We start from the raw sequence: 15,925 nt of genomic DNA, 5'->3' as shown, positions 1-15,925 counted from the left end.
CACAGACATGACCAGGGACGCGACCAGGGACGCGAGCGACGACCCGAGCAGGGACGCGAGCAGTGGTATGACCACGGACATGACCACCGAATTCACCACCCGCATCACCGAGGCGGTCGTCGCCAGCCTCGACGGCACGGCCGATCCGCGCCTGCGTGAGCTGCTGACCGGCCTCACCCGCCATCTCCACGCCTTCGTCCGCGAGACCGGGCCCACGACGGCGGAGTGGGAGCGGGCGATCGCCTTCCTCACGGCGACCGGGCAGGCCTGCACGGACACCCGGCAGGAGTTCGTCCTCCTGTCGGACGTCCTCGGTGTCTCGATGCTCGTCGAGACGATCAACAGCGACGAGCGCGGGGGCGCGACCGAGTCGACGGTCCTCGGCCCGTTCCACATGACCGAGTCCCCGGTCCGGGAACTCGGCGCCGACATCGACCTGGTCGGCGGCGGCGAACCGTGCGTGATCAGCGGACGCGTACTGTCCGGGGACGGCACCCCGCTGCCCGGCGCGAAACTCGACGTCTGGCAGGCCAACGCCGAGGGCTACTACGACGTCCAGCAACCCGACGTACAACCGGCGGGCAACGGCCGCGGACTGTTCACGGCGGACGACGAGGGCCGCTTCTGGTTCCGCACCTGTGTGCCGAGCCCGTACCCGATCCCGACGGACGGCCCCGTCGGCGACCTCCTCCGGGCGACCGCCCGGCACCCTTACCGCCCGGCGCACATCCACTTCATCGCCTCGGCCGAGGGGCACACGCCGGTCACCACGCACATCTTCGTGGCCGGCGGCGACCACCTCGACTCGGACGCGGTCTTCGCGGTCAAGGAGAGCCTCGTCCAGGACTTCACGGAGACCGACGACCCGTCGCTGGCACGGCGGTTCGGCATTCCGAACCCGTTCCGCCACGCCCGCTTCGACCTCGTGCTCAACCCGCGGGACGTACCGGCCGAGCACCGCCCGGAGCAGTCGTGACGGCGATGGAGTTCGTGTACGAGGCGCAGCCCGCGCGGGTCGTGATGCGCCCGGGCGCGTCGGTGACGGCGGTGCCGGGGGAGGCCGAACGGCTCGGGCTGCGCAGCCTGTTGGTGGTCTGCGGACCGAGGGGCGCCGAGACCGCACGGGCTGTCGCGCGGGCGCTCGGCGACGCGTGCGCCGGAGTGTTCGCGGGGGCTCGCCAGCACGTGCCGGTGGACGTGGCCGACGAGGCGGTGCGCGCGGCACGGGAGGCGGGCGCGGACGGCTGCGTCGCGGTCGGCGGCGGCTCGGCCATCGGACTGGGCAAGGCGATCGCGCTGCGCACCGAACTGCCGCTGATCGCCGTGCCGTCCACCTACTCCGGCTCCGAGATGACCCCGGTCTGGGGCCTGACCGAGCACGGTGCCAAGCGCACCGGCCGCGCTCCGGCGGTCCTGCCGCGCAGCGTCGTCTACGACCCCGAACTCACCCTCACCCTCCCGGTGCCCCTCTCCGTGACCAGCGGCATCAACGCCGTCGCGCACGCCGCCGAGGCCCTGTACGCGCCGGACGCCTCGCCGCTGGTGTCGCTGACGGCGGAGGAGGGCGTCCGGGCCATGGCCGGCGCGCTCCCCGGTGTGGCGGCCGACCCCGGGGACCTGGAGGCGCGTAGCCGTGCCCTCTACGGCGCCTGGCTCTGCGGCACCGCGCTCGGCGCGACCACGATGGGACTGCACCACAAGCTGTGCCACGTCCTCGGTGGCACCTTCGGCCTCCCGCACGCCGAGACCCACACGGTCGTCCTCCCGTACGCCCTCGCCTTCAACGCCCCGGCCGCCCCCGAAGCCATGACGGCGCTCGCCCGAGCGCTCACCGCCGACGACGCCGTCCAGGCCCTCCGGGACCTGTCGGGCAGCCTCGGAGCCCCCCGGTCCCTGGCGGAACTCGGCCTCGCCGAAGCCGACTTGGTGACGGCCGCCGCCCAGGTGACGGCACAGGCGTACGCCAACCCACGCCCGATCACCACGGCGGACGCCCTGGAGATCCTGAGAGCGGCGTACGGCGGCGACCGGCCTCCGGCGTGGTCCTGACCGTCTCCCGACCGGCCGGCCCCCGGCCGACGCACAACCGACGAGAACCGAAAGGTGAACACCATGCCCCTCGGACTGCTCCGGCGGCGACTCAGGAATGCCTCCGGAGGCGCCGCGGGCGCCATGTTCCCGGTGCCGGACGGCGCGGGTGTCGTCCTCCGGGAGGTGCTGGACCCCGTGAACCAGCCCATGGGCGCGGCCGACGTGACGGTGACGGAACTGCGCAGTCACCGGGTCGCGGCACGCGGCGCCACCGACCCGTACGGCTTCTTCACGGCTGCTCTGCCACCGGGCACCTACAGCGTGCTGATCATGGCGGAGGGGCTGGAACCGCACCGTGAGACGGTCGAGGTCACCGCCGACACCGGTGTCTCCCGGGAACGGGTGTGGCTCCAGTCGGCCCGCGCCCTCGAACTCCCGCCCCCGGGGGCCTGGCTCTTCGACCCGCCGCACACGGCGATCCGCTTCATCGCCAAGCACGTCGGCATGGCCCATGTGCACGGCCGTTTCGAGCGCTTCGAGGGCGGCCTCGCGGTCGCCCAGGACATGACGCGGTCGCGCGTCCACGTACGCATCGACGCGTCCAGCATCACCACCGGCAACAACACCCGCGACGCGCATCTGCGTTCCGCGGACTTCCTCGACGTCGAACGCTTCCCGTACATCGACTTCACCAGCACCCGCTTCGCCTACCACGGCGGCAGCAAGTGGACCCTCCAGGGCAGCCTCACCATGCACGGCGTCAGCCGCTCCGTCGCCCTCGACACCACCTACCTCGGCACCGTCAACGGCGGCTACGGCGAGGAACTGCGCTGCGCCGCCCTCGCCAAGGCCGAACTCCACCGCGAGGACTACACCCTGAACTGGCGCTCCATGCTCGCCCGAGGAATCGCGGTCGTCGGCCCCACGATCCAACTGGAACTGGACGTCCAGGCGATGTACCGCACCCACGACACGCCTACGCCGCCGGAGTAGAAGACCGGAGGAGGAGACACAGGGTCTGCTCGATATCTGTTCAAATCCTGTCCCTATTGTCGAGCGACGCATTCCACTTACCGGATGGGCATGTCCTTGCTCGTCCACGGTCGGAAAAAGGCGGCGTGCGGGTACGTCAATTCGGCCACGGTGGCAAAGAAGGAGGGGGAGAGCACCTGCCGCAGGCGACCCGTGCAAGTGCCGGATGACACCTACTGTCTTGTGGACGTGCGAAGAGCACTGACAGAGCATGGACAGGGAATACATCCGGGCGGGACACCTTCTCCGCACCCAGCGGCTCTCAGGGAGGCAGCAAGGCATGGACGCGCCTCAGAACAGCCACAACAGCACACGACTGGTCGACATTTCCATGGTGCCGTCCCGTCGGCTGGACGTGGTGGCCCGGAAGGACACGGTGCTGGGTGGCGCCGTGCGACGCCACCTGGAGGAACGAGACGGCGCGTCGAAAACGACCGACATCGTCTTCGACAGCGCGCTGTGAGGACGGCGGAGACCGGGGCCGGGGGCTTACCCGCGGTCCCGTTCCGGCAGTTCCTGCTGAAAATCCACAGCTTGTGCAACCTGTCCTGTGACTACTGCTACGTGTACTTCGCCGCCGACCAGAGCTGGCGCGGACGGCCCGCGGCGATGTCCCTCGGCACCATGGGGCGAACCGCGGACCGGATCGCCGAACACGTCCGTGAGTACCGGCTCCCCGAGGTGCGGATCATCCTCCACGGGGGAGAACCCCTGCTCGTGGGCAGGACACACCTCGGCGAGCTGCTCACCCTGATCGCCGAACGCCTCGACCCCGTGGTGAAGGTGCGCTGCTCGATGCAGTCGAACGGCATCCTGCTCGACGAGGAGTTCCTCGAACTGCTGCGCCGTCACCGGGTCGGCGTGTCGGTCAGCCTCGACGGTTCCCCCGCGGCGCACGACCGGCACCGCCGGTTCGCGAACGGCCGGCCCAGTCACGCACGGGTCGCCGCGGCGCTTCGCCTGCTGAACAGCCCCCGCCACAGAGAACTCTTCCGTGGACTGTTGTGCACCGTGGACCTGGCGAACGACCCCGTCGACACCTATGAGGCGCTGCTCGACTTCGGCGCGCCCCGCGTCGACTTCCTCCTGCCGCACGGCACTTGGGAGCGTCCGCCACCCGGCCTCGAACACCGGGAGACCCCGCCTGCGCGCCCCCCGGTCGGCGGATCGCCGGACGGTCCGACTCCGTACGCCCGTTGGCTCATCGCCGCCTTCGACCGGTGGTTCGACGCGCCGCGCAAGGAGACCGGGGTACGGATGTTCGAGGAGGCCATGTCCGGGGTGCTCGGCGGCCCCGTGCACACCGAGGGGCTGGGGCTCGCGCCGGCGGACCTCGTGGTCGTCGAGGCGGACGGGACCATCGAGCACTCCGACTCGCTGAAGGTCGTCGGGGCGGGAGCTCCCGAGACCGGCCTCGACGTCTTCCGGCACTCCTTCTCCGAAGCGCTCGCCACGGAGACCATGCGCAGGAGACAGGCGGGGCTGTCCGGTCTCGGCCCGGTCTGCCGCGACTGCGCGCTGGCCCCTGTCTGCGGTGGCGGTCTGTACGCACACCGGCACCACCCCACGACCGGATTCGCCACTCCCTCGGTCTACTGCTTCGACCTCGCCGCCTTCATCGCCCACGTTCGCCACCGCGTCCACGTCGCGTTGGCACACCTCACACCAACCTCGTCGGAACCGGGGCCGGAACGTCCGTCTGCTCTCCCCTGAGCCGGAGCGTGACTCAGGGCGCACGCCCCACGGCCGTGCAGCGATTCATGAACGAGTCCGCTCCGAAAGGGAGTTGGACGCGGAGATCGTGGGAAGCATGGATTCGGGCCCCGCCGAAAAGGAGCCCGTCGGGCCGGACAGGGGTATCGTTCTCTGTCTCGGCACGACTCAACCAAGGCTATGGCGAGGGGTACCGGTTGGGGGGTGAGGAGGTGTGGGAGGCGACCGGACCGCGTGCACTTCCGCCGGTGTCGGCCATCTTCCGAGGCGCGAGAATCCATCCACCCCACGACAAGGACCCCGCTGACGCGGCACGTCGGGGGCTCGTTGGAACCGTATTTCTTCCTGAGCTATGCGCGCAGGCGCGGACCCCGGGTCCTCGTCAAGCGGTTTTACGACGACCTGTGCGCGGAATTACGCCAAGAACTGAGGCGATTACACAAGGGCAATGCGGTGCCCTTCGGCCGTCCATTTCTCGACGTACAGTCCATTCAAGTCGGACAGGACTGGAACGCGGCCCTGTGCGACGCCCTCGCGCACTGCCGCACCATGCTGGCCCTCTACACTCCCGACTACTTCAGAAGCGACTTCTGCGGCCGCGAATGGAAGGCCTTCGAGGACCGGCAGCGCAGGCACAGAGAAGTGACGGGAGTGGACGCGAAGGCTCTCATCCCCGTTCTGTGGGAGCCGGTGCAGAACATTCCGTCGGGCGCGGCCCACATCCAGTACGACAACTACGACTTCGGCGAGAACTACGCGCGCTGGGGCCTGCGCCGCATCCTGGTCGCGGACCCGGGCGGCGAAGAGTACCGCCGCATCGTGAACCTCGTCGCGCACCAGACCCTCGTCGCCGCGGAACACTTCCGCATCCTGCCCGCCAACGGTCTGGACCTCACCGGTCCGCAATCCGCCGGCCCCTTCCCGTCCGCCGCCGAACCGGCGGAGCCGGGCAGCCATGCCCTGCTGCTCGTCGCCGCCCGGACCTCGGCCGACGCCCACAAGGCGTCCACGGACCCGGGATGCCACGGGGACAGTCCGACCGACTGGAACCCTTACCACGCCGAATCCTCCGAACCGCTCGCCCGGAGAGCGACGCAGCTGCTGGAGGAGCGGGGCTTCACGGTACGGACCGAGATCGTCTCGGACGCGCTGGCCGTCACCCTGGACGAGGCTCGTGGACAGGGACAGGTCGCGGTCCTCCTGGTGGAGGCGTCGGCCGCCGCGGCCGAGCCGTTCAACAGAGCGCTGCGCGCCTACGACCGGAGCAACCATCCGGGCAGCGCGGCCATAGTGCCGTGCGATCCGGACGAGGCGGGTGACGGAGCACGCGGCAAGGCCTACTGGGAGGCGGTCCGGGGAGCCCTGCCGTTCAACTGGGCGAAGGGCGCCGGGGATCCTCTGCCGTTGCTGCAGTCGGGGATCGGTTCGGACCAGTTCGACGGGACACTGCACGCGGTGGTCGCGAAGGCGCAGAACCACCTGGTGTCCTTCCTCGAGACCTCCCGGCTCGACGCCCTGGAGCTGCCCCGGATCACCACCGCCGCGCTCCCCGTGCTGAGCACCGCGGCCTCCCCGCGCAGCCGTACCGGGCTCGCGCCACCCATCGCCGCCCGCCCCTCCTCCCCCCTGATGCCCTCTGAGAAGGAGCAGGAAGATGACCCATGACGACCGCGGCCGGGGCACGATCATCACCTTCTACTCCTTCAAGGGCGGTACCGGGCGCAGCATGGCGCTGGTCAACACCGCGTGGATCCTCGCGAGCAACGGTCTGCGCGTACTCGTCGTGGACTGGGACCTCGAAGCCCCCGGACTGCACACCTACCTCCAGCCCCTGCTGGCCGACCCCGAACTCACCGAGAGCGCCGGCGTCATCGAGATGGTCGGCGACTTCGCCCGGCACGCGGCCCAACCGGTGCGTTCCGGAGCGGAGAGCGGCCACGCGGCCAAACCGCCCCCGTCGAACGGCGGAGGTCTGCCGAGGCCCCCCGACTACAGCGAACGGGCCCGCGTCGACCGGTACGCCGTCGGCACGGAACTACGCCTGCCGCCGGGCGGCAAACTGGACCTCCTGCCCGCCGGGGTGCAGGACCCCGACAGCTACGCGGTGAAGGTCAGCACCTTCGACTGGGGAGCCTTCTACCGCATGGGCGGCGCGGACTTCCTCACCGCCCTGCGCGAGGACATGGCGGCACGCTACGACTACGTCCTGATCGACAGCCGTACCGGCCTCAGCGACACCGCGAGCATCTGCACGGTCGTCATGCCGGACATCGTCGTGGACTGCTTCACCCTCAGCCGCCAGGGCGTCAACGGCGCCGCCCACGTGGCCCGTTCGATCCGCCGGATATCCCACACCCAGCGCGACATCCGCATCGTGCCCGTCCCCATGCGTGTCGAGGACGCCGGCCGCGACCGCCTGGAGGCCGGCCGGTACCAGGCCCGCAGCCTGTTCGCCCCCTTCCTGGACTGGGTGCCGCCCGAGGAGCAGGACCAGTACTGGAGCAGCGTCGAGATCCCGTACAAACCCAGCTACGCGTACGAGGAGATCCCGGCGACCGTCGGAGAGCGCCGGCAGGACGGCACCCTCCTCGCCGCCTTCGAACGCCTGACCGCCCGGCTCACCGACAACCGGGTGACCCGGCTGAGCAACATGCCGGAGCGGTACCGCCAGACGCTGCGCGCGGAGTACGAGCGGACCTCCCCGATCATGCGCAAGGACTTCTACGTCAGTTACGCCGCGCCCGACCGGCTCTGGGCGGACTGGACCGTGACCGTGCTGCGCGCGGCCGGTTACGAGGCGACGCTCGCCCCGATCGAGACCGACGAGTTCGCGGACGAGCCGACGCCACCGACGTGGCTGGAGCGCACACTCGCGGGTGAGGGGCGCATGGTGGTGCTGCTCTCCCCGCAGTACACCGCTCTGCCGCAGGCCCGGGAGATCTGGCAGCAGACCCGTCGCCGGGACCCGTCCGGCCAGATCGGCATGATCGTCCCCTTGCGCGTCGACGATTCCCCGCCGCCACCGGAGTTCGCGCCCCACGCGGCCGTGGGCCTCACCGGTGTCGCGGCGGAGGAGGCGGTGGCGCGACTGCTGATCGCCGTCGACCGGGGCGGTTCGGCGGAACCGGGAGTGCGCCCCGCGGCCGTCGGTCTCGTCGCCGCGGCCCGGCTGCCCGGGACACCACCGCAGGTCATCGGCGGTCGTCCTCTGCGCAACGCCGCGTTCACCGGCCGCCGGACCCTCATCGAACGGTTGCGCGACAGCCTGCTGGCCGGTGCCACCGCCGTGCTGCCGCAGGCCCTCTACGGGCTCGGAGGCGTGGGCAAGACGCAGCTCGCCCTCGAATACGCCTACCGATTCGAATCGGACTACGACCTGATCTGGTGGATCAAGGCGGCTGATCCGACGCAGATCCGCCAGGAACTCAGCGCGTTGGCCGGGCGCCTCGGCGTGCCCGTCGGCGGCAAGGACCTGACGACCGTGTGCAACGAGGTCCTGGACAGCCTGCGCCGCGGCGTTCGCCACAGCCGCTGGCTGCTGGTGTACGACAACGCGGAGAAGCCGGCCGACCTCGAAGGTCTGCTGCCGGTCGGCGGGCCCGGTCGCCACATCCTCATCACCTCGCGAGATCCGGCCTGGGCAGAACGGGCCGCACGCATCGAGGTCGACCTCTTCACCCGCGACGAGAGCGTCACGCTGCTGCGCCGCTACAACGACGGCCTGGAGCCCCAGGAGGCGGCTCAGGTGGCGGAGGAACTGGGGGACTTCCCGCTGGCGGTGAGCCTGGCCGCCGCCGCGCTGCAGGAGTCGGCCATGTCCGCGAGCGCCTATCTGCAGATGCTCCGTACGAAGATGACGGACATCCTGGGAGGCCGTTCGGCCCCGGACTATCCGACGTCCGCGGCCGCCAGTTGGTCACTCGATCGGCTGAAAGCGCGCACACCGGCCGCTGCCGCGCTGCTCGAGATGTGCGCCTTCTTCGGGCCGGACCCCATACCCCGGGACCTGCTCAGCAGCCGGCCCGCCCTGGAGATGCTCGAACGGCACGACCCGAGCCTGTCCGACCCCCTGATGATGAGCCGGCTCTACGGTGAAATCGTGCGGAATGGGCTCGCCCAGGCCGACCAGCGGACCGACACTTTGACCATGCATCGCTTGATTCAACACGTGCTCCGTGACCAGCTGACCACTGAGGAGCAGACCCTCATGCGCGAGCGCACGCAGGTCGCGCTGGGACAGGCCAACCCCAAGGACCCCGACGAGTCCGACCACTGGGAGGCCTATGCCGCGCTGCTCCCGCACCTGTGGCCCACCAAGGCCGAGGAGAACGACCGTCTGGAGGTGCGGCAGTGGATCTGTGACACCGTCCGCTACCTCTGGCGCAGCGGAGACGCCGACACGGCCATCCGTACGGCCGAACGGGTGCTCGCCAGTTGGCTGCCCCGCTTCGGCGAGGACGACGGGCTCGTCCTCAGGCTGCGCATCGAACTGGGCAACGCACTGCGCGACCAGGGGCGCCTGCCGGAGGCGTACGAGGTGACTCTCGACGCCTACCAGCGCGGCAGCCGAGTGCTCGGCGAAGAGCACCCCTACACCCTCGGTGCGGCCATGAGCCTCGGCGCCGACCTGCGCGGTGTCGGCCGCTACGCGGACGCCATGGAGAGCGACCGGGAAACCCTGCGACGGACCCGGCGGATCTTCGGCGACAGCCACCCGCGCACGCTGTCGGCGGCCAACAACCTCGCCGTCTCCGAGTTCCTGTCCGGCGACCGGCAGGCAGCCCGCGACACCGACCGGGACATGCTCAAACAGCGCCGGGAGATCTCCGGACCCGACCACCGCTCCACACTGAACACCGCCACGAACTTCGCCCGGGACCTGCGGGCCGCCGGGGCCTTCAGGGAGGCGCGCACGCTCATCGAGGACACCCTGCGGCGCAGCCGGCGCGCGCTGGGGCCCGAACACCTGATCACCTTCCGGGCCTCCCTCAGCGCCGCGATCCTGTACCGCCGCCAGGGGGAGTACGAGGCGGCGTACGCGCTGACGAGCGACACCTTCGAACAGGCCCTGAAGCAGCTCGGCCCCGACCACCCCGACACCCTGGCCATCGCGACCAACCTCTGCGCGGATCTGTACGACCGAGGGGAGGCGGTCCGGGGCCGCGAGCTGGCCACGGAGACCCTGGACCGCTACGAGCGCCGCTTCGGTCCGGACCACGTCTTCACTCTCGCCTGCGCCACCAACCTGGCCGTACTGCTCCGGCTGACCGGTGAGCCGGAGGCTGCGCTGGAGCTGTCGACCCGTACCCTCGACCGTTTCCGCCGCCTCCTCGGGCCCCGCCACCCCTACACCCTCACCTGCATGCTGAACCACGCCACGGACGTGTCCGAGAACGGCGAGCACGTACGAGCCGTCGCGGTGGGACGCGAGGCCTACGAGGGGCTCACCGAGGTGCTGGGCCCCGACCACTACCTCGCCATCGCCGGTGCCTCGAACCTCGCGGCCGAACTGCGCCGCGACGACTCCGACGAGGCCGAGTGGTCGCACGAGGAGGCGGGCCGGCTCCACGACGAGGCGGAGCGTCGCGCCCGCGACAGCAGGGAACTGGGCGGTGACCACCCCATGACCCGGGCGGTCACCCGCTGGCAGCCCATCGACGCGGACATCGAGCCGCCGGTCACCTGACGGCCCTGCCGGGGCGTACGGATCACGGCCACGGAGTCAGAGCCCTGCGGCTGCCCGCAGGGCTTCCCGGCCACGGCTTCGCGGCCGGGTGTTCACTCGACGGTCGCCCGTATGTCTGAGATCGGCGGCAGCCGGGTAGGACCCCCGTGCCGTCGGTGCGGCGCGGCATGCTGGGGGGCGCCTTGGATCAGCCGTATTTCTTTCTCAGTTACGCCAGGCGGGACGACCGGGCGGCGTATGTGGGGCGGTTCTACAACGACCTGCTGACGGCGCTCGACCTGCCGGGGACGGTGTCGTCCCGGCAGCCCACCTTCCGCGACGTGGAGAACATCATGCTCGGCGACGACTGGCTGCTGGAGCTGAGCCGGGCCGTCGGCTCGTGCAGGGCGATGGTCGCGCTGTACTCCCCGGCGTACTTCCGCAGTGAGTACTGCGGCAAGGAGTGGACCCACTTCGCCGAACGGGTCAGACGCTACCAAGAGATGACCTCCGTGCAGCCGCGCGCCCTGGTCCCGGTGCTCTGGGAGCCGGTGCCGCAGCGCAGGATGCCCGCCGAGGTCAGAGCCGTCCAGTACACGGAACCGGGTCTCGGGGAGGACTACCTGCGGCACGGGCTGCTGCAACTGATGCAGTCGGACCCCGGTGGCCCCGCGTACCGGCATGTCGTCGAGGAGTTGGCCCGCCGTGTGCGCAAGGCCGCCGATCCCTTCAACCTGCCCGTCGACGAGCCGCCCGCCTTCGACCTCTCGACCGTCCGGGGCTGTTTTCCCGTCAACGAGGAACCGGAACTCACCGGCCACGTCCGGATATTCGTCGCGGCCTGCACCAAGTCACAGCCCCCGGTGGGACGTTCGCACACCACCTACTACGGCGAGGCGCCGTGGCTGTGGGCGCCCTACAGCCCGCCGCGCGCTCCGACGGTGGTGGAGCGCGCTCAGCGGGTCATCACCGGTGACGGACACACCGCGAGCGTGGAGGCGGTGAGCCCCCAGCTCATCCGCCACCTGAACCGGGCCCGTCTCCTCAACCAGGTCTGTGTCCTGCTCGTGGACGCCTGGTCGGCGCGCGAGGCCCCGTACCGGGGGGCGCTCGTCCGGTACGACGCGCTGCACCACCCGACGACCGCCGTCCTCGTGCCCTGCCACGAGCACGACAGGGAGTCGGGGACGGACAACGCGGCCCTGTGGGACGCGGTCCAGGCGGTCTTCGAACGGAACTGGATGCGCCGCAACGACCCCCACGACCCCGTGTTCTGGGCGCCCGTGGACCAGCACGAATTCGACGACATGCTGGCCCGGGCGGTGGCCGTCACCCAGAACCGGATCGCCGCCAGCGGCCAGGTCCGGCGCCTTCCGCCGGGAGCGCCACCCCCGTCCATGCCCCGGCTCTGACCGCCCGCCCGACCACGACTGCCCAGGAGAGTCGGATGAGCACATCCAGCGCACCCCACGGCCGAGGCCAGGTCGTCACCTTCTACTCGTTCAAGGGCGGCGTCGGCCGCACGATGGCCCTGGCGAACGTGGCGTGGATCCTGGCCAGCCGGGGCAAACGGGTGCTGGCCGTCGACTGGGACCTGGAGGCCCCGGGCCTGCACAGCTACTTCCATCCGCTGCTCACCGACCCGGAACTGCGCGACACCGACGGGCTGATCGATCTGCTGCGCGCCTACCAGCAGGCGGTGCTGCTGCCCGGGCGCGAGGAGGCCCCGCAGGACGAGGGCTGGTTCCGCCGGACACTGGACCTCACGCCGTACGTCGTCGGCCTCGACCTGAAGTTCTCCAGCGGCGGACGCCTGGACTTCCTGCCCGCCGGCCGGCAGAACGCCGCCTACTCCGACTCCGTCACCACCTTCGACTGGCACGCCTTCTACGGACGACTCGGCGGCGGATCGTTCCTGTTGGAGCTGCGCGAGGAAATGGCCGCGCACTACGACTACGTCCTGATCGACAGCCGTACGGGCGTCACCGACAGCTCGGGCATCTGCACGGTCCTGCTCCCCGACCACCTCGTCCTGGGCTTCGTCTACAACGTGCAGAACATCCGGGGCTCCGCGCAGGTCGCCCGTGCGGTGGCCAAGGGCGCCCGACGGCCGGTACGCGTGCTGCCGGTGCCCATGCGGGTGGAGGACGCGGAGCGGGAGCGGCTGGAGATCAGCCGCGACCGTGCCCGGGAGGTCTTCGGCGGCCACCTGTCATGGATGGAGGAGAGCAGGGTCGAACGGTACTGGGGCGACGTGGAGATCCCCTACAAGACCTTCTACGCCTACGAGGAGATCGTCGCCCCCGTCGGTGACCGGCCGTTACAGGAAGGCACCGTGCTCAAGGCCTGCGAGCGGCTGACGGACTGGCTCACCGACGGCGAGGTCCGGCGCGGCGTTCCCCTGCCGGACGAGGAGCGCCAGCGACTGCTGACCGCCTACATGAACAAGAGCAGGGCCGTCAGTGCCTGTCTCTTCGTCAGTCACGCACCGGAGGACCGGATCTGGGCGGAGTGGGCCGCCTGGCACCTGGAGTCCGCCGGTTTCCGGGTCACCCTGCACGACATCACCGACACCAAGCCGGGCGAGACCGCTCCGGAGGTGGTGCGGGCCCTGGCGGAGGAGGGCAGGATCCTCGCCCTGCTGTCGGAGGATTACGTGGCGGTGCCGCAGGCCGCCGCTCTGTGGCGCGCACTGACCGGCAGGGAACGCGCGCTCGCCCCCGAACTGGTCGCGGTCCGTGTTCACGGCGGCGAGCGGACCCTGGAGCCGCCCTTCGATCGCGCGGCGGCCCCCGGCATCGCCCACCTCTCCGCGGTGAACGCGGTACGCCGCCTGCGGCAGAGCGTCGGCCCGCCGCCCTCGGCGCCGACCCCGGCGCGCGGCACACCCGCCCAACTGACACCGGAGCCGCCGCGTTACCCGGGCACGAACCCGCCCGTCGAGTCGCTGCCGTCACCGAGGAGCGTCGGCTTCACCGGCCGCAACGCCCTGCTGCGCCAGCTGAGGGACCGGCTGACCTCCACCGAGAACGCCTCGACGCCACAAATCCTCGTGGGCCTGGGCGGGGTCGGCAAGACACAGACGGCACTGGAGTACACCTACCGCCATCGCGGTTCCTACGACGTGGTGTGGTGGGTACCGGCGGCCGAACCGACCGTCATCGCTTCCGAGTTGGCGCGGCTCGCACCCCAACTGGGCCTGGAGCACGGGGAGGACACCGCGCTCACCGCCCAGCGGGTGCTCCGGGCCCTCTCCGGCGGCACGCCGTACCGCAACTGGTTGCTCGTCTTCGACAGCGCGGGCCCGCCCGGCGAGACGGCCGAGTGGCTCCCCACCGGGACACCGCGCGGCGGGCACGTGCTCGTCACCTCCCGTGACCGCACCTGGGAGGACGTGGGACAGGTGCTGCCGGTGGAGGTGTTCAGCCGGGCCGAGAGCGTGACCCTCCTCGGCCGGCACAACCCGGGCCTCGATCCCGACAGCACCCAGCAGATCGCCCATGAACTCGGGGACCTCCCGCTCGCCGTCCACCAGGCCGCGGTGTGGCTGAGCGCCACGGCGATGCCGGTCGACCGGTATCTGCATCTGCTGCGCACCCAGACGACCGAACTGCTCAAGCGCACCGAGAGACGTTCGCTGGAAATGGCGGGCTGGCTGGTGTCGTTGGAGGAGATTCGAGCCAACAGTCCCGCCGCGGCCGACCTGTTGGAGATCTGTTCCTTCTTCGGAGCCGACCCCATCCCCATGGACCTGCTCTACACCCGTTCTCTGATGGACGCCCTCACGCTCGACGAGGACGAACCACGGGACGAGGTGACCATCAGCGAGGTCTTCCAGGAGATCAACCGGTTCGGACTGGCGCAGGCGGACCCGGAGGAGGGCACGCTCGTCGTCCACCGCCTCGTCCAGGCCGAGATCCGCCACTCGCTGCCCCTGGAGCGACGCCTGCGACTGCGTGCCGTGGTGCACTCCGCGCTCGCCGCCGGAAACCCCAAGTCACCTGGTGCGCCCGAGAGTTGGCCGCGCTACGCGCAGTTGTTGCCGCATCTGTGGCCCAGCCGGGCGACACGCAGCGACGACCCCGAGGTGCAGCAGTGGATCATCCACACAGTGCGCTGTCTGTGGCGCCGTAACCTGCTGGGCTCCGGGCGGGACACCGCCGAACGCGTCCTCGCCGAGTGGACCGAGCGCCTGGGGCCCGACGACATCCAGGTCCTGCAACTGCGCACCCAGCTCGGCAACATCCTGCGCTCCCAGGGCGCTTCGCGCGACGCCTGGCGCAACGACCTCGACGTCCACCGGCGGCTGGCGGCGCTCATGGGCCCCGGCCGCCGCCGTACGCTGATCGCGGCCGCCAACGTGGCCGCCGACCTCAACGCCCTCGGCCGCTACGCCGAGGCCCGGGAATGGGACCGCGCCACCTACGAGGCCAGCAAGGCCGTCTGGAGTCCCGACGAACTCCGGTTGTCCATGCACGCCAGCAACCTCGGCGTCTCGGAGTACCTGTGCGGTGACCGGCGCGCGGCGCTGGCGATCCACCACAAGGTCTTCCACGATCGTCGTGCGCTCAAGGGCCCCACCGACATCTACACCCTCAGCGCCGCGTCCAACTACGCCCGCGACCTGCGCGAGACCGGCGATCTGCGGGGCGCCCTGGTCCTTCTGGAGGAGACCTGCCAGTCGCTGTGGGAGCGGCTCGGCCCACGGCACGCCCAGACCCTGTCCACACAGCGCAACCACGCGGTGGCACTGCGCCGGGCAGGCCGTTACGAGGAGGCCCGCGAACTCGTCGCGTCCGTCCACCTGATGTACGCGGAGGACCGGGGCCGCGACCACCCGGACACCCTGGCCGCCCGCGCCGACCTGGCCAACGTGCTCGCGGCCCTGGGAGACGTCGACAGCGCCCGCGACCACGCCGACCACATCCTGGCCCGCCAGCGGCAGACCCTGGGGGAGTCCCACCCCTACACCTTGGGCTGTCAGAACAACCTGGCCATCTATCTGCGGCTGGGCGGTCACACGGCCGCCGCCCGCGCCACGTCCGAACGCGCTCTCAGAGCGCTGACCGAAACCCTCGGTGAACGGCATCCCTACACCCTGGACGCGAAGATCAACTACGCCAACTGCCTCGTCGACACCGGTGAACTGGAAGCCGCCATCGCCCTCGAACGCGAGGCCCTCGAAGGAGTGTGGGAGACCCTGGGCGCCGACCACTACGACGTCATCACCCTGCGCTCCAACCTCTCCGTCGACCTCGCCGAGGCGGGTGTGACGGAGGAGTCGGAGCACCACTACAGTGAGGCCCTGCAACTCGCGGCCCAGACCCTGGGCGTCGACCACCCGACCTACGAGGCGGTGGACAGCGGGGTGCGTCTGGACGCGGACATTGAACCACCGTTCACCTGATCCGGTGCCCTCTGCACAGCATGCGACCCAACTCGGTACGGCGAAGTTTTTTCGATGACGCTTTGTGTGCATTCTTG

At 70.5% G+C, this 15,925-nt stretch carries 9 protein-coding genes; all 9 read left to right on the top strand.

Annotated elements, in window-relative coordinates:
* Window positions 1-79: 79 nt before the first annotated feature.
* The 9 genes from RM704_RS18415 to fxsT (RM704_RS18375) all read left to right on the top strand — a co-directional run bounded on the left by RM704_RS18415 (window position 80) and on the right by fxsT (RM704_RS18375) (window position 15,848).
* Window positions 80-976, top strand: a complete 897-nt coding sequence (locus RM704_RS18415; protein WP_033529967.1) for an intradiol ring-cleavage dioxygenase — start codon at window positions 80-82, stop codon at window positions 974-976.
* Window positions 977-981: 5 nt separating this feature from the next.
* Window positions 982-2,049 (top strand): maleylacetate reductase, encoded by a 1,068-nt coding sequence (locus RM704_RS18410; protein ID WP_033529966.1) that lies wholly within the window; start codon window positions 982-984, stop codon window positions 2,047-2,049.
* 63 nt (window positions 2,050-2,112) lie between these two features.
* Window positions 2,113-3,024, top strand: coding sequence for a YceI family protein (locus RM704_RS18405; RefSeq protein ID WP_033529965.1), 912 nt, complete (start codon window positions 2,113-2,115; stop codon window positions 3,022-3,024).
* A gap of 319 nt (window positions 3,025-3,343) precedes the next feature.
* A complete protein-coding gene (fxsA, locus tag RM704_RS18400) occupies window positions 3,344-3,526 on the top strand; it encodes an FxSxx-COOH cyclophane-containing RiPP peptide (RefSeq protein WP_033529518.1) in 183 nt (60 codons plus the stop codon).
* A 71-nt stretch (window positions 3,527-3,597) separates the two neighbouring features.
* On the top strand, window positions 3,598-4,776 hold the full coding sequence (locus RM704_RS18395; RefSeq protein WP_438828927.1) for an FxsB family cyclophane-forming radical SAM/SPASM peptide maturase: 1,179 nt from the start codon (window positions 3,598-3,600) through the stop codon (window positions 4,774-4,776).
* Window positions 4,777-5,103: 327 nt separating this feature from the next.
* Window positions 5,104-6,441 (top strand): TIR-like protein FxsC, encoded by a 1,338-nt coding sequence (locus RM704_RS18390; RefSeq protein ID WP_033529517.1) that lies wholly within the window; start codon window positions 5,104-5,106, stop codon window positions 6,439-6,441.
* Window positions 6,431-10,462, top strand: a complete 4,032-nt coding sequence (fxsT, locus tag RM704_RS18385; protein WP_033529516.1) for an FxSxx-COOH system tetratricopeptide repeat protein — start codon at window positions 6,431-6,433, stop codon at window positions 10,460-10,462. The genes RM704_RS18390 and fxsT (RM704_RS18385) overlap by 11 nt, the downstream gene beginning before the upstream one ends.
* Window positions 10,463-10,644: 182 nt before the next feature.
* Window positions 10,645-11,853 carry a TIR-like protein FxsC gene (locus RM704_RS18380; protein WP_192829749.1) on the top strand — a complete coding sequence of 403 codons (1,209 nt, stop codon included), beginning with the start codon at window positions 10,645-10,647 and terminating at the stop codon, window positions 11,851-11,853.
* Between the two features lie 35 nt (window positions 11,854-11,888).
* Entirely contained in the window at window positions 11,889-15,848 is a 3,960-nt protein-coding gene (gene fxsT, locus RM704_RS18375) for an FxSxx-COOH system tetratricopeptide repeat protein (RefSeq protein WP_033529515.1), read from the top strand.
* Window positions 15,849-15,925: the final 77 nt, after the last annotated feature.

It is taken from the genome of Streptomyces gottesmaniae, from assembly GCF_031845845.1.
Taxonomy (GTDB): Bacteria; Actinomycetota; Actinomycetes; order Streptomycetales; family Streptomycetaceae; genus Streptomyces; species Streptomyces akebiae.
This window is presented reverse-complemented; position numbering and strand designations above follow the sequence as displayed.

Bases quoted from the DNA above. Each gene is read 5' to 3' on its own strand.
- RM704_RS18415 (WP_033529967.1), top strand. From the start codon at position 80: ATGACCACCGAATTCACCACCCGCATCACCGAGGCGGTCGTCGCCAGC.
- RM704_RS18410 (WP_033529966.1), top strand. From the start codon at position 982: ATGGAGTTCGTGTACGAGGCGCAGCCCGCGCGGGTCGTGATGCGCCCG.
- RM704_RS18405 (WP_033529965.1), top strand. From the start codon at position 2,113: ATGCCCCTCGGACTGCTCCGGCGGCGACTCAGGAATGCCTCCGGAGGC.
- fxsA (WP_033529518.1), top strand. From the start codon at position 3,344: ATGGACGCGCCTCAGAACAGCCACAACAGCACACGACTGGTCGACATT.
- fxsT (WP_033529516.1), top strand. From the start codon at position 6,431: ATGACCCATGACGACCGCGGCCGGGGCACGATCATCACCTTCTACTCC.
- fxsT (WP_033529515.1), top strand. From the start codon at position 11,889: ATGAGCACATCCAGCGCACCCCACGGCCGAGGCCAGGTCGTCACCTTC.